This is a genomic window from Collimonas humicola, assembly GCF_018304945.1.
In the GTDB taxonomy this organism is placed as follows: domain Bacteria; phylum Pseudomonadota; class Gammaproteobacteria; order Burkholderiales; family Burkholderiaceae_D; genus Collimonas; species Collimonas humicola.
Genome location: NZ_JAGQEE010000001.1, coordinates 1750496 through 1775255, shown reverse-complemented (window position 1 = coordinate 1775255; position 24760 = coordinate 1750496). Strand labels below are relative to the sequence as shown.

27 protein-coding genes are annotated in these 24760 nt (G+C 60.6%); 7 read left to right on the top strand and 20 right to left on the bottom strand.

All coding sequences use genetic code 11. The annotated features are described in order from the left end of the window. The first annotated feature begins 37 nt into the window (after nucleotides 1–37). The 5 genes from KHU30_RS07975 to KHU30_RS07955 all read left to right on the top strand — a co-directional run bounded on the left by KHU30_RS07975 (nucleotide 38) and on the right by KHU30_RS07955 (nucleotide 3233). Nucleotides 38–337, top strand: a complete 300-nt coding sequence (locus KHU30_RS07975; protein WP_211442005.1) for a hypothetical protein — start codon at nucleotides 38–40, stop codon at nucleotides 335–337. A gap of 150 nt (nucleotides 338–487) precedes the next feature. Beyond that, entirely contained in the window at nucleotides 488–928 is a 441-nt protein-coding gene (locus KHU30_RS07970) for a GCN5 family acetyltransferase (RefSeq protein WP_230427232.1), read from the top strand. A 528-nt stretch (nucleotides 929–1456) separates the two neighbouring features. Next, nucleotides 1457–2140, top strand: coding sequence for a hypothetical protein (locus KHU30_RS07965; RefSeq protein ID WP_211442004.1), 684 nt, complete (start codon nucleotides 1457–1459; stop codon nucleotides 2138–2140). A 152-nt stretch (nucleotides 2141–2292) separates the two neighbouring features. Further along, on the top strand, nucleotides 2293–2613 hold the full coding sequence (locus tag KHU30_RS07960; protein ID WP_211442003.1) for a hypothetical protein: 321 nt from the start codon (nucleotides 2293–2295) through the stop codon (nucleotides 2611–2613). A gap of 194 nt (nucleotides 2614–2807) precedes the next feature. Beyond that, entirely contained in the window at nucleotides 2808–3233 is a 426-nt protein-coding gene (locus tag KHU30_RS07955) for a hypothetical protein (RefSeq protein WP_211442002.1), read from the top strand. 829 nt (nucleotides 3234–4062) lie between these two features. Here the strand turns inward: KHU30_RS07955 and KHU30_RS07950 are convergent. The 19 genes from KHU30_RS07950 to KHU30_RS07860 form a co-directional block, all read right to left on the bottom strand. Beyond that, nucleotides 4063–4935 carry a pirin family protein gene (locus KHU30_RS07950; RefSeq protein ID WP_211442001.1) on the bottom strand — a complete coding sequence of 291 codons (873 nt, stop codon included), beginning with the start codon at nucleotides 4933–4935 and terminating at the stop codon, nucleotides 4063–4065. A 172-nt stretch (nucleotides 4936–5107) separates the two neighbouring features. Continuing rightward, a complete protein-coding gene (locus KHU30_RS07945; RefSeq protein ID WP_211442000.1) occupies nucleotides 5108–5710 on the bottom strand; it encodes a HupE/UreJ family protein in 603 nt (200 codons plus the stop codon). A gap of 57 nt (nucleotides 5711–5767) precedes the next feature. Continuing rightward, a complete protein-coding gene (ureG, locus tag KHU30_RS07940) occupies nucleotides 5768–6397 on the bottom strand; it encodes an urease accessory protein UreG (protein WP_211441999.1) in 630 nt (209 codons plus the stop codon). Between the two features lie 35 nt (nucleotides 6398–6432). Continuing rightward, nucleotides 6433–7113 (bottom strand): urease accessory protein UreF, encoded by a 681-nt coding sequence (locus tag KHU30_RS07935; protein ID WP_211441998.1) that lies wholly within the window; start codon nucleotides 7111–7113, stop codon nucleotides 6433–6435. Between the two features lie 25 nt (nucleotides 7114–7138). Then, nucleotides 7139–7666: an urease accessory protein UreE gene (gene ureE / locus KHU30_RS07930; protein ID WP_211441997.1), complete on the bottom strand. Its 528-nt coding sequence runs from the start codon at nucleotides 7664–7666 to the stop codon at nucleotides 7139–7141. Between the two features lie 33 nt (nucleotides 7667–7699). Next, complete coding sequence (gene ureC, locus KHU30_RS07925; RefSeq protein WP_211441996.1) at nucleotides 7700–9403, bottom strand: urease subunit alpha; 1704 nt, start codon at nucleotides 9401–9403, stop codon at nucleotides 7700–7702. Then, entirely contained in the window at nucleotides 9400–9723 is a 324-nt protein-coding gene (locus KHU30_RS07920) for an urease subunit beta (RefSeq protein ID WP_211441995.1), read from the bottom strand. The genes ureC and KHU30_RS07920 overlap by 4 nt, the downstream gene beginning before the upstream one ends. Before the next feature lie 23 nt (nucleotides 9724–9746). Beyond that, entirely contained in the window at nucleotides 9747–10049 is a 303-nt protein-coding gene (locus KHU30_RS07915) for an urease subunit gamma (RefSeq protein WP_092356730.1), read from the bottom strand. Between the two features lie 87 nt (nucleotides 10050–10136). After that, nucleotides 10137–11024: an urease accessory protein UreD gene (locus tag KHU30_RS07910; protein ID WP_211441994.1), complete on the bottom strand. Its 888-nt coding sequence runs from the start codon at nucleotides 11022–11024 to the stop codon at nucleotides 10137–10139. Between the two features lie 6 nt (nucleotides 11025–11030). Beyond that, nucleotides 11031–11729 carry an urea ABC transporter ATP-binding subunit UrtE gene (gene urtE / locus KHU30_RS07905; RefSeq protein ID WP_211441993.1) on the bottom strand — a complete coding sequence of 233 codons (699 nt, stop codon included), beginning with the start codon at nucleotides 11727–11729 and terminating at the stop codon, nucleotides 11031–11033. Between the two features lie 6 nt (nucleotides 11730–11735). After that, complete coding sequence (gene urtD, locus KHU30_RS07900) at nucleotides 11736–12614, bottom strand: urea ABC transporter ATP-binding protein UrtD (protein WP_211441992.1); 879 nt, start codon at nucleotides 12612–12614, stop codon at nucleotides 11736–11738. Further along, entirely contained in the window at nucleotides 12611–13774 is a 1164-nt protein-coding gene (gene urtC / locus KHU30_RS07895) for an urea ABC transporter permease subunit UrtC (protein WP_211441991.1), read from the bottom strand. The genes urtD and urtC overlap by 4 nt, the downstream gene beginning before the upstream one ends. Further along, nucleotides 13771–15333: an urea ABC transporter permease subunit UrtB gene (gene urtB, locus KHU30_RS07890; protein WP_407928029.1), complete on the bottom strand. Its 1563-nt coding sequence runs from the start codon at nucleotides 15331–15333 to the stop codon at nucleotides 13771–13773. The genes urtC and urtB overlap by 4 nt, the downstream gene beginning before the upstream one ends. 728 nt (nucleotides 15334–16061) lie before the next feature. Continuing rightward, entirely contained in the window at nucleotides 16062–17315 is a 1254-nt protein-coding gene (urtA, locus tag KHU30_RS07885) for an urea ABC transporter substrate-binding protein (protein ID WP_211441989.1), read from the bottom strand. 450 nt (nucleotides 17316–17765) lie between these two features. Further along, nucleotides 17766–18848, bottom strand: coding sequence for a calcium:proton antiporter (locus KHU30_RS07880; RefSeq protein WP_211441988.1), 1083 nt, complete (start codon nucleotides 18846–18848; stop codon nucleotides 17766–17768). Between the two features lie 132 nt (nucleotides 18849–18980). Then, entirely contained in the window at nucleotides 18981–19556 is a 576-nt protein-coding gene (locus KHU30_RS07875; RefSeq protein WP_211441987.1) for a hypothetical protein, read from the bottom strand. Between the two features lie 7 nt (nucleotides 19557–19563). Continuing rightward, nucleotides 19564–20508, bottom strand: coding sequence for a 4-hydroxy-tetrahydrodipicolinate synthase (gene dapA, locus KHU30_RS07870; RefSeq protein ID WP_211441986.1), 945 nt, complete (start codon nucleotides 20506–20508; stop codon nucleotides 19564–19566). 64 nt (nucleotides 20509–20572) lie between these two features. Further along, the gene (locus KHU30_RS07865) at nucleotides 20573–20803 is read right to left on the bottom strand and encodes a hypothetical protein (protein ID WP_230411340.1); all 231 of its coding nucleotides are present in this window, start codon (nucleotides 20801–20803) and stop codon (nucleotides 20573–20575) included. 264 nt (nucleotides 20804–21067) lie between these two features. After that, nucleotides 21068–21838 (bottom strand): AraC family transcriptional regulator, encoded by a 771-nt coding sequence (locus tag KHU30_RS07860; protein ID WP_230427231.1) that lies wholly within the window; start codon nucleotides 21836–21838, stop codon nucleotides 21068–21070. Between the two features lie 103 nt (nucleotides 21839–21941). Here KHU30_RS07860 and KHU30_RS07855 point away from each other — a divergent pair, with 103 nt between their 5' ends. Beyond that, the gene (locus tag KHU30_RS07855) at nucleotides 21942–22199 is read left to right on the top strand and encodes a hypothetical protein (RefSeq protein WP_211441984.1); all 258 of its coding nucleotides are present in this window, start codon (nucleotides 21942–21944) and stop codon (nucleotides 22197–22199) included. Here the strand turns inward: KHU30_RS07855 and KHU30_RS07850 are convergent. Continuing rightward, nucleotides 22138–23085: a LysR family transcriptional regulator gene (locus KHU30_RS07850; protein WP_211441983.1), complete on the bottom strand. Its 948-nt coding sequence runs from the start codon at nucleotides 23083–23085 to the stop codon at nucleotides 22138–22140. The two genes, KHU30_RS07855 and KHU30_RS07850, sit on opposite strands and share 62 nt — an antisense overlap. A gap of 112 nt (nucleotides 23086–23197) precedes the next feature. On the opposite strand from KHU30_RS07850, the gene KHU30_RS07845 reads away from it, so the two are divergent. Then, on the top strand, nucleotides 23198–24760 hold the full coding sequence (locus KHU30_RS07845; protein ID WP_230427230.1) for an MFS transporter: 1563 nt from the start codon (nucleotides 23198–23200) through the stop codon (nucleotides 24758–24760).

The window sequence follows — 24760 nt, the reverse complement described above, 5'->3', positions numbered from 1 at the left end:
CGGTCGATAGTGTCCGCAAAATTGATGGCGATTCAATATGACTAAAATGGCTGGTGGTTGTTTATCAAAACTGTATTTGGAAATTGATCATCATGCCCAACGTATTGATCGGGCAGTACTTTGTTTGGGCGACAGCAATTGGATTGAGTTAACTGCAATTGTCACAAATGGCCAAGGCGGTTTTAGCATACCTATGCCGTTTGGATGCGAATGTACTGTGACTGATATCACGGATCGTCAATGGGGTAACGCGAACTACGAAGTGGAATTCGCCTCATCGTATTCCAGAGATGGGGTTTTCTGGGCCAAGGGTTTTCGTGAAGTCGCGGGCATTTAGTGTAATAAGCAAGACTGGCAATTGGGCGATATATCTCGTGTTCTAACTAACAATGCAGCAATAAGCCAGCAGCACGCGGCCAATAGCCGGCATTAAAAACGTCCCTTCGCTAGCATTTTTTTAAAATTTAAATTACGAAAGGGCCCGATTGTGCAATATCCTCCCGTACTCGAACCTTCCAAAGTAGGTACGTACCCAGCCCTTGCAAAGGCTGGTGGTGGTTTTGTTTGGGATGCTGTTCTCGAATACAGAGTGTGGTGTCACACAGAACGAGGGGCGCCCGATGATGAGGATGGATCTGATTATTATTACGCCTTTGCCAGTTACGAAGATGCCGATGCATTTTCCAGAACTAATGACGGAACAGAGGAGCCGCTGGTGTTAGTCTTGCAACGTAAGTACATTGAGGAATCAATTCCCGGACAATATGTTCATGTTCAGGAGCAGCGAATTACTGAATGGCCTGTGGCATTTCTATCCAGACCGCAGCGCGATGCAACGACTATTCCAGAGTTCTTTGCTTCTAATACTCCTGCGAATCGCTTAGAGATTCTGCGGGGACTCGCTCTGAGAAAGAGTCGTGATACCTAGTTGACGCGCACAAAGGGTCTGTGAACTGCCAAAAACAGTCCTTTAATGCAACCGCGATACTTGACTCTCGACACGATGTGCGCCCCGTTTAACTGCATACTCGTTGGAACTCTATGTCAGACCGTCCCGAACTTACCGACTATCTAGGTTTTTTTGAAGCCGAACCCGTGATACTCCACCCTGAAGTGGGATGGTACTACGGCGCGAAATTCGTGTCGGTTCGCAACTGTGACCGGATAGTAGCCATCATTGCACCAGATGATGGTGAGATTTCATTCAGGTGGTGGCACAACGATACGCTTCGCACAGATTTTAACTTGAGGGGTGTGGTCGATTGGAACCTCGAGAGTAACTCTCAACGAGAAGTCCTATTCCTCAAATTCCAACAACCGGGGATTGGCTTTTTCTCGCTACAGTTAAAGCCAGTAATCAGCTTTTCGTGGGTCACAGAATGGGCATAGGCAAAAGTCTCAAGTGCGAAAATCGGCGAGAGTCAGACGTTCAATTTAATGAACAACTAATACAGATATGGGCACCTCCAGCACCTCTCTTTTTGCAGACGACGTGGCGTCCGACGTACGTGATGAATTCACCGAACTATTGGCCCGTGGGGTTAGCGCTACCGACGCAACCCAGTCACTCGTGCAGTCTTGGTCCACTGCAATCGACGATATCGATGATGGGCCAACGTTTTGGCTGGCGCTTGCCGCAACCCAGTGGAAGTTCGGCTGCCTTGGGCAAGAAGTTCAGACCCGCGCCATTGAAGTGATTGACAGTGGGCGCGATCTCAACAAATGGAATGGTGCCTCCGCTATACGCCGCGGCGCAGTTCTTTCGGCCCTAAAAGATAAACTGCTTTCACCGCCACCACCTTTACGGCGACCGCGTCGACGGAAAATCGTCGTAGTTCCCTCAATCAAAGTTTCATCCCCTGACGGACGCGGGCTAGCCACGGCTTTTGAAATAACGCCAAGCTCGGCTCTCACTACTCCGCAAATGCAGGTAATGGTTGAGTTGGTAGTAGGGCAGTCTCGAGGAGGAGGCGGAGTGTTTGTCGCGGATTGCGAATTCGACAAAGTCACGCTCGACTGGCTTGATGCAGAAACGTTGCAGATTTCCTATCCGCGCTCTGTCGCGATAAGTTCCAAAAGCGCCAGCTCTTTCTACTGTGGACGCGTCGTCCAAATCAAGTACATCTCAACACCAGATTAATTCATGATTTGGAGCTTGCCACGGACCGTGAGGGGCCGCTTTGATGCAAACCGGATGAATCCACAGGCTATGGCAGACCATCCGTTTTCGGCCACTGCCGGCCAGCTACAGTTGTCATTACGTTTTCGTTGTACCACGAAGTTATACTGGATATGAAAAACAACCGCATGCTGCAAATTTTCGGCTCGTTCGCCCTGGGCGCCTTTTCGGCGTGGGCTCTCCCTTCAGGTTGGTTCCTTCACGTATTTCTGGTTTTTATAGGCGTTACACTTCTGTTTGGGATACTTTGCACGATAGGTGTCGACGAGCCAAACAAACTTCATCCAGTCACTAAAGCTATTTCGTTCCTCTTAATCAGCACAAGTAGGCCAAACGCCATCATCAAAGAACGCTGGGATTTGTGGTTGTTTCTTCTCTCGGCTGCTTGGGTGCTGGGCATGGGTGTTGGTATTATTTTGATGACAAACGCTTAGAGGCCGATATATGCAGTGCCAACACTCAGGAACCGCAGAAGTAACATGTTGAGCGCCCGCTTTGGGGAAACTCGACTGGCGGCTTAGGGTCGAAATCGACCTGTTGTGGCCGGCTCAAAACGGTCATCACCGGCCGCTGACAAATCAATGGATAAATTTGTCTCGATAATATAACCGTGGCGTAGAAATCTATCGTGGGAATTTTAAATTTTGTTCTTGTGGCAGTTACCTTCTTTGGGGCTTACATTTTCCTCGTGCGCTGGCTAACTGGCTGGAAGACTCTTGAAGAAAAATATCGGTGTGATCGAGAAAGCCCGAACGAATTAATTTCAAATGGCTCCTACCGCTGGGTACCTGCTTCTCTCAAAGACACCAAGATCGTCGTAGCTGTTGAGGTATATCCTGATGCTCTTTGGCTCCGCTCGACCCTTCCTCTAACTATCATATTTAAGCCTTTGCGTGTTCCATGGCATTCTATAGAGTCAGCCGGATTGAGATCTAGTTTCTTCGGTAAGAAAGCATGTTTGAAAATTGCGGGGATCAAGTCACCTATCTATATTTTAGGAGAGGCTGGCCAAAAAGTTTGCGAAGCGGTCCAGCAATCCAACGCTTCGATATGATCGAAGAGATCCACGCTGGCGACAATCGGCCAGAAGCAGGCGCTATCTTCCCCCCTTCCTTTTTTTGAGCGCAGGTTTAAGAGTGAGATATGAAATTCAGTTACTCGTTTAGCATTACGCCCCCACCGCTCAAAAAGTCGCCCGAGAAGCTCACTGAGTATTCTTACAACGAGTTCCTTCTTGACTTGCTCCGACCTTGACGATGACACCGTTATGGTTGGTTTGTACGCTCGAGGAAAATTGCAACGCGATGCGTGGCAATCTAGTTCCTATGTGACGGTTACGCCACCTTGATCGCCTGTCTTTGATGCGCGGACAAGAGGCGATTTTCAAAAATTCCAAAGTCGTATGACCGGTTTAGAGAAATCGCTATGTCGCCTTTGGGTCGGGTCCGGTCTCTCAAAGTTTAGAACCCGGCCATTCAAAAAAAGCGACGCTAAAGTGTTTGCTATTTGAATCGGCGAACGGCAGCTATGTGAATTGAACCCGCCGTTCAGGATTACATCTGAGGCAGGCCAATCCCGTCAACATCAATTTCCGCAGCCGCATTGCAGGCGCTCAAGGAACCTGCTTGACCATGTGATGGCGGCGCTTGCCGCTTGTCGCAACACGCATTTGGTGGTCATTCATGAACCGAGGTCAACGCCACCAGGAAAGGTTAGCGCGAACCAGCTGGTACACCCTGCAGCAGAAGAGTTTCCAGCCTTGTTCCCAGTTTGTATCCAAACTAATAGCCTAGTCGCATCCCCAACTAATGGGCGTTTCCAGTAGTTAGCATCTTTGTTCTGAAGGGTCACCAATGTTTTCGACTTTAATTGTAAGGAACATCTCAGGCAGCCGGCAGTGGAATCCATTCAGGGTCCCCCGGCACCGGGTCGAAACGCTGCTCGCGCCAGTTTTGCTTGGCGGTCTCGATCAGTTCAGAGTTGCTGGCGACGAAATTCCACCAGATCAAGCGCGGGCCGTCGACAGGCTCGCCGCCCAGCAGCATGACCTGGGACGGCTCGCTGGCAACGATGTTGACCGCTACGTCCGGCTGCAATACCGCCAGCACGCCCAGCTCCAGGGCTTCGCCATCGAGGGTGACGCTGCCGCTGGCGACATAGACGGCTTGCTGCGGATATTCCGGCGCCAGCGTGAACTGCGCGCCGGCGGTCATGTCGGCGGCGACATACAGGGTCGGCGAACTGACCTTGACCGGCGCTTCCTGGCCGAAGGCGCGGCCGGCGATCACGCGCAACTGGTAGCCCTCGCCCTGGATCAAGGGCAGGCTGGCGGCCGGGTGATGGGCAAAGGCCGGCGCGCATTCTTCATCGGCCAGCGGCAGCGCCACCCAGGTCTGGATGCCGTGCAGGCGCCAGCCGTCGGCGCGCTGCGCGTCGGGCGTGCGTTCGGTATGGACGATGCCGCGGCCGGCGGTCATCCAGTTGACGTCCCCAGGAATGATTTCCTGGTCGTTGCCGAGGCTGTCGCGATGGCGGATCGCGCCCTCGAACAGATAGGTGACGGTGGCCAGGCCGATATGCGGATGCGGCCGCACGTCTATGCCCTGGCCGCTGGCGAATGCGACCGGCCCCATGTGGTCGAAAAACAGGAACGGGCCGACGCTCTGGTGGTGGCCGGCGGGTAGGACGCGGCGCACTACCAGTTCGCCCAGATCGCGGGCGCGTCCCGGAATGCGGTAGGCAATCGATGAAGTCATGATGTATCCAGTCTGAATAGGCAAAATCGGCAGATGAGACCTTAGCATATTTGCATGTGCCTGGCGGCGGACAAAAAAGCCGGCTTGTCTCGCAATCCATTGCGGAACAAGCTGACCTTTATTCTAGCCTTGGTGATCGCCGCATGTTGCCGGCGCCGTGCGATCCGGATTTTTAGAACGCCCCGCTCAGCAGGCAGCCGCCTACCGCCGCAATTGCGATGCTGCCTACGCGCACCGCCTGCGCCGCCGTTTTCTGGCCGGCGGCCAGTCCGATCGCCAGGCCCGACAGATGCAGCAGGGCGGTGGCGGCGACAAAGCCGGCGCCGTACCAGAGTGCCGATGCGCCATGCGGCAATTCGCTGCCGTGGGCGTAGCCATGGAACAAGGCAAATACCGACACCACGGCGGCACCTGCCCACACCGGCATGCGGATGGCGAAGGCGATCAGCAGGCCGAGCACGGCGACCGAGACGGCGATGCCGGTTTCCACACCCGGCAGCGCGACGCCGGCCAGCGCCAGCAAGGCGCCTGCCGCCATCATCAGCGGAAACGCCAGCGGCAATACCCACAGCGCCGAGCGCTTGTTTTGCGCAGCCCACAGGCCGACCGCCAGCATCGCCAGCAAATGGTCGAGGCCGCTGAATGGATGGGCGAAGCCGTCGTTGAAGCCGAAGGCGTCGGGATGGCCGGGATGGGCCAGGGCAGCGCTGACGCCAAGTACGGCGAGGGTCAAGGCGCTGATGCGGCCGCAGGTTCTGGCTGAAAGATGGGACATGGCTGGTTCCTGTGAGGAAGTAAGAAAGCGATCTGTACGAACGCTTATTTGGGTTGCTTATTTGGGTTCATCAAGCAGCCCTTGCCTGCGAATGAAAGCGATCACTTGCTCGACGCCGTCGCCGCTGCGCAGGTTGGTGAAAATGAACGGCCGTTCGCCGCGCATTCTTTTGGCGTCGTGCGCCATCACGTTCAGGTTGGCGCCGACATAGGGCGCGAGGTCGGTCTTGTTGATGATCAGCAGGTCGGAGCGGGTGATGCCGGGGCCGCCCTTGCGCGGGATTTTTTCGCCGCCGGCGACGTCGATCACGTAGATGGTCAGGTCCGACAGCTCCGGGCTGAAGGTGGCGGCAAGGTTGTCGCCGCCGGATTCCAGCAGGATCAGGTCCAGGTTGGGGAAATCCGCGCTCATGCGCGCGATCGCTTCCAGGTTGATCGAGGCGTCTTCGCGGATGGCGGTGTGCGGACAGCCGCCGGTCTCCACGCCCATCAGGCGTTCCGCCGGCAGCGCATCGGCGCGCAGCAGGATCTCCATATCTTCCTTGGTGTAGATGTCGTTGGTGATGACCGCCATGTCGTAGTGGTCGCGCATGCCCTTGCACAGCATTTCGCACAGCGCGGTCTTGCCGGAACCGACCGGGCCGCCGATGCCGACGCGCAGGGGATTGGAGGTGGAGGAAGTGCTCATTTTGAGAATCGCTTAAGAAGTGTGAGTGCTTGGTTTCAGGATCGGTAGAGGCGGCTGTACTGTTCTTCATGCTGCATCGACAGCAGCGACAGGCCGGGCGCCCAGTTGCATAATTCGTGATCGGCCAGCCGCTGCGCGCGCGCGGCGGCAGCTTGCAGTTCCGCCTGCAAGGACAGCAGCAGGCGCTGGCCGGCGACCTGGCCCAGTGGAATGGTCTTGACGCACACCAGCACCTGGTTTTCCGCCCAGGAAAACAGCATGCCCAGCAAGGCGGCCTGATGCGGCACCCGCAAGGCGACTGCGGCATAAGCGTAGGCGGTCGGCAGCGGCAGTTCCGGCTGCGCCTGCAGGATAGCCAGCAGGGTGGCGTCGCCGATCTGCAATTCGATCGCCAGCTTGCCCAGCGAATAGCCCATCTGTATGGTTTCGGCGCGGAATTCGGCGCTGTCGCGGGCGGCGATGAAGCGTTCAGTCCAGAACTGCACGGCGGCGCCGTCGCGCTGCTCGAAGGCCTGCAGCAGACGCCATGTCACGGGTGCCTCGAACAGCGCAACCACTTGCTGCAAATGTTCGCAGATCCAGCCATGCGCCGATGCCGCATCCTTGACCCAGCCTTTGTCGATGGCGCTCTCCAGTCCTTGCGAATAGCTGTACGCGCCTATCGGCAGCGACGGGCTGGCCAGTTGCAGCAGGTGGAGCAGTGCGGTCGGCTGCATATCGTGTATTTGTTTAAATGAGCGCTCAGTTGCTATCGGCATCGCCGGGGCGATGGATTTTCTGGCGCAGCGGCACCGGCGCCAGCAGGCTGTCGTGATGGTGGTGATGACCGCCGCTGTCGTGTCCATATGCCCCGGATTCAGGTTCGAACGCCGCCAGTTCTTCGGTCACCTTGGCTTGCAAGCCTTCCAGCATTTCCCTCAGCACCGGGTCCTTGCGTATGCGCAGGAAGCCCTCGCCGACGTGCGCCTGCGTGTGGCGGTTGCCCAGGTGGAAAGCGCAGCGCAGCAGGTCATGCGGGTTCTGGCATTCGATGCGGTAGGTGGTCTCGGCAGCCGCCAGCACCTTGACCACGCGCTGCCTGCCGCTATCGTCCGCGCCCTTGATCAGGTCGCCATGGCGCAGCACCGTGCCGCGCACGGTGAACACGCCGACTTCCTCGCCGCTGCTGAGGGTGGCGCGCAGGCGGCTCTTTTCACGCAGGTCGTAAGGCAGGATCAGTTCGCCTTCGATCAGGTCTGCGTGTTCTACTTTGGTGTTGAGGATTAACATCTTGTGCCGTCAATGTGGGAATGAAAATCGGAATCAGAACAGGAAATAACGCTGCGCCATCGGCAGCACGCTGGCCGGCTCGCACACCAGCAGCTCGCCGTCGGCCCGCACTTCATAGGTTTCCGGATTGACTTCCATGTGCGGCGTGGCGCTGTTGTGGATCATGTGATGCTTGCGCAGATGGCGCACGTCCTTGATCGCTATCACCGGCTTGTTCAATTTCAAGCGCTCGGCGATGCCGTCGTCGTAAGCCGCTTGCGAGACAAAGGTCAGCGAAGTCTTGAGGCCGCCGCCATAGGCGCCGAACATCATGCGGTAGTGCACCGGCTGCGGCGTCGGGATGGAAGCGTTCGGATCGCCCATCTGCGCTGCCGCGATCATGCCGCTCTTCAGGATGGTGGATGGCTTGACGCCGAAGAAGGCCGGCTTCCACAGCACCAGGTCGGCGATCTTGCCGACTTCGATCGATCCCGCCACGTGCGAGATGCCATGGGTGATGGCGGGATTGATGGTGTATTTGGCGATGTAGCGCTTGACCCGGAAATTGTCTGCCTTGCTGCCGCTGTCTTCCGGCAGCGCGCCGCGCTGGACTTTCATCTTGTGCGCGGTCTGCCAGGTGCGCATGATGACTTCGCCGACCCGGCCCATGGCTTGCGAATCGGAAGACATCATGCTGATGGCGCCGATGTCGTGCAGGATATCTTCGGCGGCGATGGTCTCGCGCCGGATGCGCGATTCGGCGAAGGCGACGTCTTCCGCGATCGCCGCATCGAGGTGATGGCAGACCATCAGCATGTCGAGATGCTCGTCCAGCGTGTTGACGGTAAACGGCCGGGTCGGGTTGGTGGAAGAGGGCAGCACATTGCTGTTGCCGACCGCGGCGATGATGTCCGGCGCGTGGCCGCCGCCGGCGCCTTCGGTATGGAAGGTGTGGATGGTGCGGTCCTGGAACGCCGCCAGCGTATGCTCCAGGAAGCCGCCTTCGTTCAGGGTGTCGCTGTGGATCGCGACCTGCACATCCATGCGGTCGGCCACGCTCAGGCAATTGTCGATGGCGGCCGGGGTCGAGCCCCAGTCTTCATGCAGCTTGAGGCCGATGGCGCCGGCGCGCACCTGCTCTTCCAGCGGTCCCGGCAGGCTGATGTTGCCCTTGCCGAGGAAACCCAGGTTCATCGGAAAGGCGTCGGCCGCCGACAGCATCGCATGCAGGTGCCAGGGGCCGGGCGTGCAGGTGGTGGCGAAGGAGCCCGCGGCCGGGCCGGTGCCGCCGCCCAGCATGGTGGTGACGCCGCTCATCAGGGCTTCTTCCATCTGCTGCGGGCAGATGAAATGGATGTGGGTATCGATGCCGCCGGCGGTGACGATCTTGCCTTCGCCGGCAATGATCTCGGTGGCGCCGCCGATCACCATGGCCACGTCCGGCTGGATATCGGGATTGCCGGCCTTGCCGATGGCGGCGATCTTGCCGCCCTTGATGCCGATGTCGGCCTTGACGATGCCCCAGTGGTCGACGATCACGGCGTTGGTGACCACCGTGTCCATGACATCGCGGTGCAAGCGCTGCGACTGGCCCATGCCGTCGCGGATCACCTTGCCGCCGCCGAATTTCACTTCTTCGCCGTAGGCGGCGTAGTCGTGTTCGATTTCGATGAAGAGTTCGGTATCGGCCAGGCGGATGCGGTCGCCGACGGTCGGTCCGTACATTTCGGCGTAGGCATGCCTTGAGATTTTGCTCATGATTTCACTCGTTTCGTCAGTGCGCCCATGACCTTGCCGTTGAAGCCGTAGACGATGCGGTCGCCCGCCAGCTCCACCAGTTCCACCGTGCGTTTCTGGCCCGGCTCGAAGCGCACCGCGGTGCCGGCGGCGATATTGAGCCGCATGCCGTAGGCATCCTCGCGCTCGAACAGCAAGGCCGGGTTGACTTCGTAAAAATGAAAGTGCGAACCGATCTGGATCGGCCGGTCGCCGCTGTTGGCTACCGTCACAGCGTGCACGCGGCGGCCGGCATTGAGCTCGATGTCGCCGGCCTGGACCAGCATTTCTCCTGGGATCATGGGGTTCTCCGCTTGTCTCTATGCTATGGAATCGGGTGATGCACGGTGACCAGCTTGCTGCCGTCCGGGAAGGTGGCTTCGACCTGGATGTCAGGAATCATTTCGGCGATGCCGTCCATGACATCGGCCCGCGTCAAGATCTTGCTGCCGTAGGACATCAGCTCGGCCACGCTCTTGCCGTCGCGCGCGCCCTCCATGATGGCGGCGCTGATCAGGGCGACCGCTTCCGGATAATTCAACTTCAAGCCGCGCGCCAGGCGCCGCTCGGCCAGCAGGGCAGCCGTGAAAATCAGCAGCTTGTCCTTTTCTCTTGGCGTCAGATCCATATGGTTCTTTCTTGTGCGGTGACTTTAGTTGATCGTGTTTGCTGCAAGCCGCTGCCGGGTTGTATCACGGCCCGCAGCGGCGGCATATCAAGTGTTCCAGATGCGCGGTATATGCGCTGCATGCCCCAATAGTTCCGGACGCAGCATCTGCCAGGCCTGCATCGTCCATTGCCTTGCCAGTTCGCTGGAATGCCCGAGATGGCGCAATACCAATACCGATTTCACCTGGCTGGCGCCGACGCTGGCGCGGCCGTCCGACAGCTGGCTGGCGCAGTCGCGCAGCTGCTGCACAAAGCTGCCGGGGAAAACCTTGCCGGCCACCACCAGAGTGGCGCATACCGTGCAATCCGCCAATCCGAGACGACTTTGCATGGCGGCGCTGCCGCCTCCCATCGCGCCTTGTTCAAACCACAATAATTTGCCGTCGCGGCGGATGCTGGTCTGCTGCGAGATGCGGCCGCTGTTGAACGATTCGCCCGAGGCGGTGCGGCCGAAACACAGGATCTCGCCGCCGATATAGCGGGCGTCGCCCTGCAGCTCTACCTGATGTTCCAGCGCGACCTCGGCGCGGTCGAAAAAAATGGTTTCCTGCGGCAGCCATTCCAGCGCGGCGCCGCCGGCAACTTGCAGCCGCACTTGCTGCTGTGAGAGCTTGCCGTTGGCCTGGTACCACTTGGCGGCGCCCGGTGTTGTAAGGAAAGCATGGGCGCCTTCGCCGACGCTGGCCTTGATCGTCAGTTCGTCGCCCCCGACCACGCCGCCGGGCGGATGGACGATGATGGCGTGGCAGATCGACGGGTGCTCGGGATACAGCGCCTTTTGCACACGCAGGGGGCCGTAATGGGCGCGGTCCAACAGGCGCGTGGTGCCTTGGTCCTCAGCGAAGGCGAGCGACAGCCAGGCCTGGTTGGAGTTGTTGTGAAATTGTTCAGCCGGCAGCGCGTCGGGCAGCGTTGGAACAGTCAGATTATCCATGCGGCACTATACCGCCAAGTGTCGTTTCACGCTGTCGTCATCCATGGCTGCCTGGCTGCCGGCAGCCACCACCTCGCCGCGCGACAGCACTACGAAATTGTCGGCCAGGTCGCGTGCGAAATCGAAATACTGCTCACACAGCAGGATGCCGATGTTGCCGCGTTCGCGCAGCAGGCGGATCACGCGTCCGATATCCTTGATGATGGAGGGCTGGATGCCTTCTGTCGGCTCATCCAGGATGATCAGCTTGGGTTCCGCCAGCAGGGCGCGCGCGATCGCCAGCTGCTGCTGCTGGCCGCCGGACAGGTCGCCGCCGCGCCGCTGCAGCATTTCCTTCAGCACCGGGAACAGCTCATATACTTCTTCCTTGATCAGCAAGGCTTGCTTGCCGGATTTGGTGGCCATGCCCATCAGCAGGTTTTCTTCCACCGACAGGCGGGCGAATATTTCGCGTCCCTGCGGCACATAGGCGATTCCCAGCGCAGCGCGCTGGTGCGGCTTCAGGCTGGTGATGTCGCGCCCCTCCAGCATGACCTTGCCGCTGGCGCTGGGCAGCACGCCCATCAGGCATTTCAGCAGGGTGGTCTTGCCGACGCCGTTGCGGCCGAGAAGGGCCAGGCACTTGCCTTTTTCCAGCGACAGCGAGATGCCGCGCAAGGTGTGCGAGGAGCCGTAGTACTGATTCAGTTGGTCAACGTTTAACATGTTGTGCTAGCGCCCAAGATAGACTTCGATTACCCGTTCGTCGGCCTGGACTTCCGACATCTTGCCCGCTGCCAGCACCGAACCTTCATGCAGCACCGTGACCTTGCCCTCCTGCGCGATCTCGGCGACAAAGCCCATGTCGTGCTCGACCACCATGATCGAATGCTTGCCGCGCAATTCGTTGAGCAGTTCCGCCGTGCGTGCGGTTTCCGCATCGGACATGCCGGCCACCGGTTCGTCCAGCAGCAACAGCTGCGGCTCCTGCATCAGCAGCATGCCGATTTCCAGCCATTGCTTCTGCCCGTGCGACAGCAGGCCGGCCAGCCGCCGTTCGTTGCCGTTGAGGCGGATCAGGCGCAGGCAGGCATCGATCTTGTCGACTTGTTCCGAGCTCAGGCGCGAAAGCAACGTCCTTTTGACGCGCTTGTCCATCTTCATCGCCAGCTCCAGGTTCTCGAACACGGTGTGCTGTTCGAATACGGTAGGCCGCTGGAACTTGCGGCCGATGCCGGCGTGGGCGATGTCGTATTCGGTCAGCCTGGTCAGATCTATGCTCTGGCCGAAGAAGGCGGTGCCGGCGCTGGGCCGGGTCTTGCCGGTGATGACGTCCATCATGGTGGTCTTGCCGGCGCCGTTGGGGCCGATGATGCAGCGCAGCTCGCCCACCGAGATATCCAGGTTCAGGTTGTTCAGCGCCTTGAAGCCGTCGAACGAGACTGTGATGTTTTCCAGGTAGAGGATGGCGCCGTGGGTAGTGTCGACGCCCTCCGGCTTGATCCGCGCATACGAGGTGCCGTAGTCGGCGTGGAGCGCGTTGTCGACCTTTTCCGACGGCTGCGCCGGATCATAGATCGGGCTGATGCGCGGGTTGACAGGCTGATTCATGCTGCCTCCTTGCTGCCGCTGGCTTCGGTCTCAGGCTGGCTTGCGGGTTTGCTTTTCAGTTTGTTTTTCAGATTCGCCGCCAATCCCAGGATCCCCTGCGGCATGAACAGCGTCACCAGGATGAAGATCAGGCCCAGCGCATACAGCCAAAGGTCAGGGAAGGCGCCGGTGAACCAGCTCTTCAGGCCGTTCACGGAGAAGGCGCCGATGATGGGGCCGAGCAGCGAGCCGCGGCCGCCGACCGCGGCCCAGATCACCATTTCGATCGAATTGGCCGGCGACATCTCGGAGGGATTGATGATGCCCACCTGAGGCACGTACAGGGCGCCGGCGATGCCGCACAAGATGGCCGACAAGGTCCAGACAAACAGCTTGAACCACAAGGGGTTGTAGCCGATGAACATCAGGCGCGATTCGGAGTCGCGCACCGCTTGCAGCACGCGGCCCAGTTTCGAGGTCACGATCCAGCGGCACAATACCAGCGCAGCGAGCAGGAAAGCCAGCGTGATCAGGTACAGCGCCGCCTTGGTCGACGGCGCGGTGATGGAGTAGCCGAGGATGCGCTTGAAATCGGTGAAGCCGTTGTTGCCGCCGAAGCCGGTATTGTTGCGGAAGAACAGCAGCATGAAGGCGAAAGTCATCGCCTGCGTGATAATCGAAAAATAGACGCCCTTGATGCGCGAGCGGAAGGCGAAGTAGCCGAACACGAAGGCCAGCACGCCCGGCACCAGCACCACCAGCGCCATGCAATACCAGAAGTTGTCGGTGAGCGACCAGAACCAGGGATAGGTCTTCCAGTCGAGGAACACCATGAAGTCCGGCAGGTTGCTTTGGTAGACGCCGTCGCGGCCGATGGCCCGCATCAGGTACATGCCGTGGGCGTAGCCGCCCAGCGCAAAGAACACGCCGTGGCCGAGCGAGAGGATGCCGGTGTAGCCCCACACCAGGTCCAGCGCCAGCGCCGCCATGGCATAGCACATGAACTTGCCGACCAGGGCCACTGTGTAGCTGGAGATATGCAGCGCGTGGCCCGCCGGGAAGGCCAGGTTGAGGATCGGCAGCAGCGCCAGGATCGCGCAGCAGAGGACGATGCCGGTCCAGGCCGGACGCGAGAACAATGGAGTCTTCGCCATGGAAATTTGCATGGATGCGGTTTTCATTCGACGCTCCTGCCTTTCAGCGCAAACAGGCCTTGCGGGCGTTTCTGGATGAAGACGATGATGAACACCAGGATCGCGATCTTGGCCAGCACCGCGCCTGCCATCGGCTCCAGGAATTTGTTGACTTCGCCCAGTCCGAAGGCGGCGATCACGGTGCCGGCCAGCTGGCCGACGCCGCCCAGCACCACCACCATGAAGGAATCGACGATATAGCCTTGGCCGAGGTCGGGGCCGACATTGCCCAGCTGCGACAGGGCGACGCCGCCGAGGCCGGCGATGCCGCAGCCGAGGCCGAAGGTCATCATGTCGATCTTGCCGGTGGAGACGCCGACGCAGGCCGCCATGCGGCGGTTCTGCATGACTGCGCGCACGAACAGGCCGAGCCGGGTCTTGTTCAAGATCAGCCACACCGCCAGCACCACGAACAGCGCAAAGAAAATGATCACGATGCGGTTATACGACAGCACCAGCGAACCGAGCACGGTGACGCCGCCCGACATCCAGCCGGGGTTGGCGACTTCGACATTCTGGGCGCCGAAGATCGAGCGCACGGTTTGCATCAGGATCAGGCTGATGCCCCAGGTGCAGAGCAGGGTTTCCAGCGGCCGGCCGTACAGCCAGCGCAGCACCAGCCGTTCCAGCACGATGCCGACGGCGGCGGTGACGATGAAGGCGGCCGGCAGGGCGACCAGCAGGTAGCCGTCCAGCGCCGCAGGGAAGTACTGGCGGAACAGCAGCTGGCACATGTAGGTGGTGTAGGCGCCTATCATCAGCAGTTCGCCGTGCGCCATGTTGATGATGCCCATCAGGCCGAAGGTGATCGCCAGGCCCAGCGCGGCCAGCAGCAGTACGCTGCCGAGCGAGACGCCGTAGAACACTTTGCCGATGAAGTCGACCGTGGCCAGGTGGCGGTCCAGCACGCCCAGGGTGCGCACGGCTTCGATGCGGACGGCGGGATCGGCTTCGATGTAGCTGCCGTCGGGATTCTTGTTGAGCAGGTTTTGCAGGGCCGGGCGGATGTTGGCGTTGGTGCTGGCGGCCAGCGTCTGCACCGCGGCTTTGCGGGTAGCGGCGTCGGGCGAGTGCAGGTTGGCGGTGGCGATGACCTGTTGCAGGATGTCCTGGATCTCGGGGTCGCTTTCCTTGTGCAGGGCTGTGCTGATCAAGGGTATCTGGGCCGGATCGGCGGTTTTCATGAGGTCGGTGGCGGCGGCGATGCGCAGCTTGCGGTTGGCTGAGAACAGCTTCAGTCCCGAGAGTGCGCCTTCGACCACGCCGCGCAGGCGGTTGTTGACGCTGATGCCGTCGGCGTCGTCCGGCGTGGGCAGGGTCTGGCCGGTGGCGGGGTTGAAGGCCTGTGTATCGTCGACGATCAGGACGGTGCCGTCGGGCCGGGCGTAGAGGGTATCGGTATTGAGAGCGTTGAGGATCTTGAGAGCATCGTCGTTGGCCAGCGCCGCGATCTGGTTGACGGCGGTGATGCGGGCATCGGGATCGTCGCCGGCCAGCGGCTTGAGCAGCGCGGGGTCGATCGCGGCATGGGCAAGCAATCCTTGCATGCAAAGAGCTACGGCGAGAAGAATTTTTCGTGAGATTTTCATCAGTATTTTTTATCGCCACCTGAAAAGCAGTTATAGCGCTGCCACAAAAGCAGTTAAATGGGGTCAGAGTTTTTGTTCGGCGGCCTTATCGCCGAAAATTACTCTGACCCCATTTAACGGGCTGCGGAGTACATTCGGCAGTATGCAAAGAAAGGTCTGCTGGTTGATAACACGGTTGCTACTCCGTGGATGCTTGCCGGGGGCGGCCCGGCAGCCGCTCACTTTCTTTGCTTCGCCAAAGAAAGTAAGCAAAGAAAGGCGACCGCAAAGCCGTTGCCCTCCCTCCGGTCTGGTCCCCAAATCCAGCGCGTATCAGCCGGGTGGGAGGACCAACTCGCCTTCGGCTCAAACATGTCCTCCCACAATTCCCGGCTGACACGCGCCGGATTTGGCAACGTCTCAATGCGGAATTCAAAAGCAACGGCAACCCCAACGTCAAAAACAACCCCAACCCCAACGTCAAAAACAACCCCAACCCCAACGTCAAAAACAACCCCAACCCCAACGTCAAAAACAACCCCAACCCCAACCCCAACGTCAAAAACAATCGCAACCCCACGCAGTTAAATGGGGTCAGAGTTTTTTTACGGCAGCCTTATCGCCGTAAATTACTCTGACCCCATTTAACGGGCCACGGAGTACATACGGTAGGCATTCGCCTTCAAAGCCTCCAACCCTTCCAGCCATCAAAGCTTCTGCTTGCCCTCATTCCCCGGAATATACGGACTCCAAGGCTGCGCGCGAATCGTGGTCTTGGTTTTGTTGACTACGTTGAACTGCCCATCCGCCTTGATTTCGCCGATCATCACCGGTTTGTGCAGGTGATGGTTGGTGGCGTCCATTTCGAGTTCATAGCCGGACGGGGCCTTGAATTTTTGGCCGGACATGGCGGCGATGACTTTGTCGGTGTCGGTGGACTTGGCTTTTTCCACCGCCTGCTTCCACATGTAGATGCCGGCATAGGTCGCTTCCATCGGATCGTTGGTGACGACGGTGGCGGCGTTCGGCAGGTTCTTGGCTAATGCGTAGGCTTTCCATTTCTTGATGAAGGCCGCATTCACCGGATTCTTGACCGATTCAAAATAGTTCCAGGCTGCCAGGTGGCCGACCAGGGGTTTGGCGTCGACGCCGCGCAGTTCTTCTTCACCGACCGAGAACGCTACCACCGGCACGTCCGTGGCTTTCAGGCCGGCGTTGCCCAGCTCCTTGTAGAACGGCACGTTGGAGTCGCCGTTGATGGTGGAGATCACCGCGGTCTTGCCGCCGGCGGAGAATTTCTTGATGTTGGCGACGATGGTCTGGTAGTCGGAATGGCCGAACGGGGTGTAGACCTCGTCGATGTCGCTATCCTTGACGCCCTTGCTGTGCAGGAAGGCGCGCAGGATCTTGTTGGTGGTGCGCGGATAGACGTAATCGGTGCCCAGCAGCACGAAGCGCTTGGCGCCGCCGCCTTCTTTCGACATCAGGTATTCGGTGGCGGGGATCGCTTGCTGGTTCGGCGCGGCGCCGGTGTAGAACACGTTTTTCTCCAGCTCTTCGCCTTCATATTGCACCGGATAGAACAGCAGGCTGTTGAGTTCCTTGAACACCGGCAGCACCGATTTGCGCGATACCGAGGTCCAGCAGCCGAACACCACCGAAACCTTGTCCTGCGAAATCAGCTGGCGCGCCTTCTCGGCGAACAGCGGCCAGTTGGAGGCCGGATCGACCACTACCGGTTCCAGTTTCTTGCCCAGCACGCCGCCGTTGGCATTGATTTCGTCGATGGCCATCAAGGCCACGTCTTTCAGCGAGGTCTCGGAAATCGCCATGGTGCCGGACAATGAATGCAGGACGCCTACCTTGATGGTATCCGCGGCAAAGGCGGACGGCAGCCAGGAACTGGCGGCAAGGGCGAAAGCGCCAAGCGCGGTGGCTTTCAGAAGGGTGCGACGTGACATGATTTTTCTCTCCCTGTAGCGAACGATGAATATGCATGAACCCAGAACAAAATCGAACAAGAAATCAGCGAGCCCTATGGCGGCAGGCATGGAGCCGGAGTGCCGGGGCTACCACATGCCTATAGCAGAATGCATGCCAATGGCCTGGCAAGGCAGGTAGCGGGGATTTTTATACCCAGGCTTAAATTTGAGCGAGCTGGCAGGGCTGTAAAGAAAGGCTATGCGCCCGGATTTGGTGAAAACGGCTTTTGGCGCGAAACAGGCGCACCAGCGTGGTGCCGCCAGCAAGGAAACAGGCGCCCGGCTGGCGGCGGTCGCTGCGAATGTGTTCAGAAGTCAGGAGATTTGACAGGCGAGGGAGGTAGGCGCCGTCGGAAGTTTTCGGACATCATGCCGGCGGGGTTGGCTTGAGCCAACCCCGCCATGGAACTGCGGGGAACTTTGAGGCGATCAAGGCACAATCGTGGTGAACAGGTAGACCGCGAAGATCACCAGGTGCACCGTGCCTTGCATCACCGTGGTGCGACCGGTGCCGAGCGACAGGGTGGCGACGATGAAGGACAGCAGCAGCAGCACGGTGGATTTGATGTCCAGCCCGAGCGACAGCGTCAGGCCGGTGGTCAGCGAAACGATCGCCACCGCCGGAATGGTCAGGCCGATGCTGGCCAGCGCCGAGCCCAGCGCCAGGTTGAGGCTGGTCTGCAAGCGGTTGGCGCGCGCCGCCCGCACTGCCGCCAGGCCTTCCGGCAGCAGCACCACAGCGGCGATGATGATGCCGACCAGGGTCTTCGGCGCGCCGATGCCGGCGACCGCGGTTTCCAGCGCCGGCGCCAGCGACTTCGCCAGCAGCACCACCGCGCCCAGGCAGACCAGCAGCAGGCCGGCGCTGACGGCAGCCACCTTGCCGGATGGCGGCGGCGCATGCACGTCTTCATCGGCGACGGCGTCCTGCGGCAGGAAATAATCGCGGTGGCGCACGGTCTGCACCAGCACGAAGGTGCCGTACAAAATCAGTGAAATGATGGCGATGAAGGCTAGCTGGCTCTTGCTGTAGAACGGCCCCAGGGCGCTTGAGGTGTAGTTCGGCAGGACCAGCGTCAGCACCGCAATTGCCGCCAGCGTCGCCAGCGAGGCGCTCACGCCCAGCAGGCCGAAGCTTTGTTCGCGGTGGCGGCTGGCGCCCACCAGCAGGCAGATGCCGACGATGCCGTTGAGGATGATCATGATGGCGGCAAACACGGTGTCGCGCGCCAGTCCGGTGGTTTCCTCGCCGCCGGCCAGCATCAGCGAAACGATCAGCGCCACCTCGATCAGGGTCACCGCCAGCGCCAGCACCAGCGTGCCGTAGGGTTCGCCGACCCGGTGCGCCACCACTTCGGCGTGGTAGACCGCCGCCAGCACGCTGCCGAGCAGGCCGGCTACCAGCAGCAGTGTATAGAAGCCGCCCGGATTGAAGCTGGCGCCGCCCAGCAAAAGCCAGCCGGCTATCGGGGCCGCAATGGACCATATAGGGAGTGCAGGGGAAATTTTCATAAGGCGATTGAACACTTAACAAGCTTTTTTTGCAAGCATTGTGTGCATCGCCTGTGTCTTGCCAGCCGCGCACCGGGCTATCCCGTGGGCGGCGAATCGATCGCAATTTCGCCCGAATGCAGGCGCCGCAGCTCAGGCGCAGGCGCTGCAGCAGTGGCCGTAGAGCGCCTGGTACAAGGCGCCGAGCGAGGCGTCGTCCCGTTTTGTCGCCGACAAATGAAGAAAGCGCAAGCTGGCGATGCTGGCCGACAGGGTTGACATGAGCTGTTGCCCGGCCGGGCTGTCGTCGATCAGCGCCACCAGCGGCAAGCCCGGCCTGAGCGCGCTGGCGGTGTGCATGCTGGCGGCCGGCGCTTCGTCCGCGCGCCAGTTCTCGGCGCTGACGGCGAACAAGGCCAGGTCAGCGTTCGCAAGTGCGCCGCGCGAACCGTCGTCGTCGCGTTTCGGCAGATGGACCAGGATGTCGTGATAGCTGCTTTTGGCGGCGGCAAGTTCAGCGCCGATATCCTGGGCAGCGATGCTGCGGATTTCCGCGCCGGTCTTGATCGCCGTCGCCAGCCAGCCGGCCTGCGGCATTTCCGGATCTTGGTAAACCAACAAGACATTGCGGCCGGCGCGCGCCCGTCGCCGTGCTATCGCGGCGGCCAGCGAAGCGGCGATATCGGTTGAGGCGCTGGGGACATGTTCAGAAGCGATGGTCAGGATCATGAACGGCTCATCTCACCAGTCCCAGTTGGCGTGATCTGCCGCCGATGGAAAATCCCGGCTTCTCGATTTTCATCGCAAACGGCAGCGCCATCAGCTCATCCAGCGCACGCGCCAGCTTGACCCGGCCGACCGCCGACATCGGCGTCATCGGCAAGCGCAGCTCATCCTGGATATGGCCCTGCAGCGCCAGCGCGGCCTTCACCGGCGCCGGGTTGGGTTCGGAAAACAGCAGATGGATCGCCGGCAGCAGCTGCTTGAACAGGGCGCGTGCGCGTTCGATCTGACCGGCCCGCACCAGTTCGAACAGGCGCACGAACAGGTCCGGCCGGATATGGGCGGCGGCGGAAATCGCGCCATGCGCGCCCAGGCAAAGCGTGTTGAACAGCTGGGCGTCGTCGCCGCACAGGATCTTCAGGCCGCTGTGATGAATCAGTTCCGTGGTTTGCGCCAGGCTGCCGCCGCATTCCTTGATGGCGACGATGTTCGCATGGCGTTCCAGCGCAATTACCGTGGCCGGCTCGATATTGACGCCGGTGCGTGCGGGGATGTTGTACAGCACGACAGGGCCGTGCGCGGCGGCGGCGACTGCTTCGAAGTGGAGCCGTATGCCTTCCTGCGATGGCCGTACGTAGGAGGGCGCCGAGACCAGGAAGCCGGCCGGCTGCAGCGTGTTCAGGTGGCTGATTTTTTCAGCGACGGCGCGGGTATCGCTGCCGCTTACGCCCATCAGCACCGGGCAGCGGTTTTGCACCGCTTCCAGGACGCCGCACAGCAGCTTGTCTTGCTCATGCTCATTCAAGGTCGCTGCCTCGCCGGTGGTGCCGCAGACTACCAGCCCGTGTATACCGGCGCCGGACAGGCTCAATGCCAGTTGCTGAGCGCCGTGAAGATCCAGCTTGCCCTGGCGGAAAGGCGTGACGAGAGGAACCCAGATGCCTTCAAAGGTGGCCATGATGTCCTGATTTCAGTAAGAGTTGATTGAGAATGTTTGTCGCAATGAAGGCACGCGTTGGCGCTTATGCAGGCAGCATGGGAGTGATGCGGCCGAACTCGGCCTGCGGCAGGGCGCGCATGATGTTGCCGATGACGGAGTCTATCGATTTCTTGTTCAGGCACAGCCAGAATTTCATCTTGCTGGCGTGGTCTACCGGCTTGACGCGCATGTAGAGCATGAGGTCGCCGCAGGTGCTGACGATCACGCGGCGCAATTCAGATACCGACGCCGCATCGACCGTGATGAGCATCATGAAATCTTTCTGGGTGGGGAGATGTTGGCGACGGCGGAGCGGAAAAGGCAAGGCGGCTTGCATTTTTTTTGATGCTGCTTCTGGAAGCAATGAAAAATGCCATGTCGAAGCTGCTGAAATTACCTGATTCATAGAAGGATTCTACTGGTCGTTTTGGTAGTTACAGATTAGCAGCGGCTACGTAAAGATTCTCTAAAAAGGGATGCCGCCGCTGTAAACGCGGCGTAAAAATTGAAGGCGTCTGTGTATTTCGGAAAAAGGAAATCAATCTGCCTTTTCGGAGAGATATCTGCTTGGCGAGACGCCCAGTGCGCGGCGGAACATGGCGATGAAGGCGCTCAGGCTGTCATAGCCCAGCTCAAGCGCGATGCTGGTCACCGGCTTTCCGGCGGCCAGCAGTTCCAGCGCGCGCAACAGCCTGGCGCGCTGGCGCCACTCGGACAAGGGCATGCCGGTTTCGGCGGCGAAGCGGCGTGTCAGGGTGCGCGGCGCAATGGCAGCCCATTGCGCCCATTGCAGCAAAGTGCGGCTGTCGGCGGGATCGTCGGCGATGGCCTGGGCGATTTTCTTCAGGCGGCGTTCCGCCGGCAGCGGAAGCGCCAGTTTCTCGCCGGGCAGGGCGGCGATCTCATCGAGGATCACCGCCAGCACGCGCGCTTGCGCAGCTTCAAGCTGGATTGCCGCGGACCAGCCGGCCGCGCGCAGCACGGCGGCGCGCAACAGGGCGGACACCTGGATCACCAGCGCGCGCGCCGGCAGCTGGATTTGCGCGGCGGCGACATACACGCTCCAGCCGTCGAAGGGGCCATGCGAGCGCAGGCTGTGCGGCTGGCCGGGCGGCACCCAGATCGCATGGCTGGGCGGCACCACCAGCCGTTCCTGGTCGGTGTCTATGGTGAGCAGGCCGCTGTTGGCGGCGATCAGCTGGCCGCGCGCGTGGCTATGGCGCGGCGTAGCGCGGAAGTCATTGCTGCGGCAGGTCACCGCAATGACGCTAGGCCCGTCCTGCGCGTTGCTGCGGACGGCGTCCAACATGGGTTGTGGATTGGCTTGCATGCGATACATTATGGCTTAACCCCGCAAGCCGCGCCAGGAAGGGGCTCGCATACTGAAGTCCCTTTTCTAATGAAAGCACATCATGCGCGCACAAGACTTACTCCCCGATCAGCTCGACAGCCGCGAATTCAATGGCGCTGTCGTGCGCAAAGGCACGGTCGGGGCTTTCCTGGCCAACGCCAGGATGTTTCTCGATCCGGCAGCTTCAGCCGCCGACCGGCAGGAAGCCGAAGTCCATATGGTCGAAGCGATAGCCGCACTCGATGCGCTTGGCGTCTTCACTGTGCTCGAGATCCGCGATCCGGCCTTGCGCGCTTTCGTGGCCCGCCATCGGCGCTAACGGCCGGCAGGCTGGCGAGCAGGAAATCGACAAACACGCGCAAGCGCGGCAGCATGTGGCGGCTGGATGGCCACAGCACCGAGAAGCTGCCGTGGCTGATTGCGTAGTCGTCCAGCACCGTGCGCAGGCGGCCGTCGGCCAGCGCTTCCTGCGCCACGAACGAGGGCAGGTAAGCCAGGCCGAGGCCGTTGATGGCGGCCGCCAGCAAGGCTTCGATGTTGTTGCAGGTCAGGGTAGCCGGCAGCCTTAGCTCGGGCGCGTCATGTTCGCTGCGCAGGACCCAGTCCTGCAGCTTGCTGCTGGAGAGGAATTTATAACGCAGGCAGGCGTGCTGCAGAAGGTCTTGCGGCCGTTGCGGCTGGCCCCGGCGGTGCAGATAGCCGGGCGCGGCGCAGATCATGAAGCTGTACGGCCACAAGGTGCGCGCCATCAGGCGCGAGTCGGCCAGGCTGCCGCTGCGGATCACGGCGTCGAATCCTTCTTCGATGACATCCACCATGCGGTCGCTGAAGTCGAGGTCGAGTTCGACTTCCGGATAGGCTTGCATGAAGGCAGACAGCTGCTTGCTGAGCAGCCGGTAGCCGATCGCAGGCAAGCTGATCTTGAGGCGTCCGCGCGGCGTTTCGGTGGACTTCAGCAACTCGTTTTGCGCATCCTCAATGTCGTCCAGGATGCCGCGGCAGCGCTCGAAAAACAGTGTGCCTTCATCGGTCAGCCGGATTTGCCGCGTGCTGCGGTGAAACAGGCGCACGCCCAGCTTCGCCTCCAGCCGCGCAATGCTTTTTCCGATCGCCGAAGCCGACACGCCGAGCTGGCGGCCGGCCGCCACGAAGCTGCTGGTTTCGGCGGCTTGCACGAAGGCGGCCAGGCCGCTCAGGCTATCCATGCAGGCTCTCCATTAGGGATATTTTGTCCGTATATAGCGGACATTTGAGTGATTTAAACATGATTAAAGCCACTATATCATTCAAAACACTAGCTCTGAAAAGGAAGCCGTCATGCGCAATACCCGAAACTCCAACGAAATGCGACACCCGCTACAGCGATTTCTGGTGCTGGGCGCAGTCTGCCTGGCGGCATTGGTGATGCCGCTCAGTTTTACCGGCCCTGCGGTAGCGATGCCGGCGATCGCCAAGGCGCTGGGCGGCAGCCCGATCGCCCTCAACTGGATCACCAATGCCTTCATGCTGGCGTTCGGCAGCTGCCTGATGGCGGCCGGCGCGCTGGCCGACAGTTATGGCCGCAAGCGTTTGTTCATCGTCGGCGTTGCTGCGTTTGCCTTGAGTTCGCTGGCGCTGGCATGGGCCCCTGACATCCTCTGGCTCGATCTGTTGCGGGCGCTGCAGGGCGTGGCCGGCGCTGCTGCTTTTTCGGGCGGCGTGGCGACCCTGGCGCAAGAGTTCGACGGCCACGCCCGCACCCGCGCCTTCAGCTTGCTCGGCACCACTTTCGGCGTCGGCCTGGCGTTCGGGCCGGTGCTGGCCGGCGCCTTGGTTGAAAGCTTCGGCTGGCGTTCCGTCTTCCTCGGCGTGGCGGCGCTTGCCGCGCTGGCGCTGGCGGCTGGCCTGCGCTGCATCAGGGAGTCGCGCGATCCCGGCGCCAGCGGACTGGACTGGCCGGGCGCCATCAGCTTTACCGCCGCCCTGAGCTTGTTTACCTATGGCGTGCTGCGCATCCCGGAAAGCGGCTGGAACAGCCTGCCGACCTTGCTGCTGCTGGGCAGCTCGCTGTTGTTGCTGGGCGCCTTTGCCGTGATCGAAAAGCGGGTGCGGCGGCCGATGCTGGATCTGTCGCTGTTGCGCTACCCGCGCTTCGTCGGCGTCCAGTTCCTGGCAGCCGCTCCCGCCTATTCCTATGTGGTGCTGCTGGTGCTGCTGCCGATGCGTTTCATCGGCATCGAGGGCTGCAGCGCGATGCAGGCGGGGCAGATGATGATGGCGCTGTCGGCGCCCATGCTGGCGCTGCCGTTTATCGCCGGCGTGCTGACGCGCTGGATTTCCGCCGGCGTGATCTGCGGCGCCGGCCTGCTGATCTGCGCCGCCGGCCTGCTGTGGCTGGCGCAGATCGCTCCAGGTCAGGCGCCGTCTTCGCTGCTGCTGCCGATGCTGACCATAGGGTTCGGCATCAGTCTGCCATGGGGTTTGATGGATGGCTTGGCGGTCAGCGTCGTGCCGAAGGAACGGGCCGGCATGGCTACCGGGATCTTCAGCACAACGCGGGTAGCGGGCGAGGGCATGGCGCTGGCCATCGTCGCGGCCATCCTTGCCGCGCTGGTGCAAGCGCGCCTGCATGGCTTGCTGGCTTCGGTGCCGCCGCGGATGGCGGAAGCGGCGCAACGCTTGGCGATGGGCGATATGCCGCAGGCCTTGCAATTGCTCCCGCAAGCCAGCCAGGCGCTATTGGTGCAGAGCTATGGCGATGCTTTCCATATCCTGCTGTACATCCTGGCCGGGATCACGCTACTGTCGGCGGCGATGGTGTTCGGCTTTCTCAGCCAGCCGCACGTGCCGGCGGCTGGCCGGATCGATGCGCTCAATACAGACGAAGTCGAGGCCGTCTGA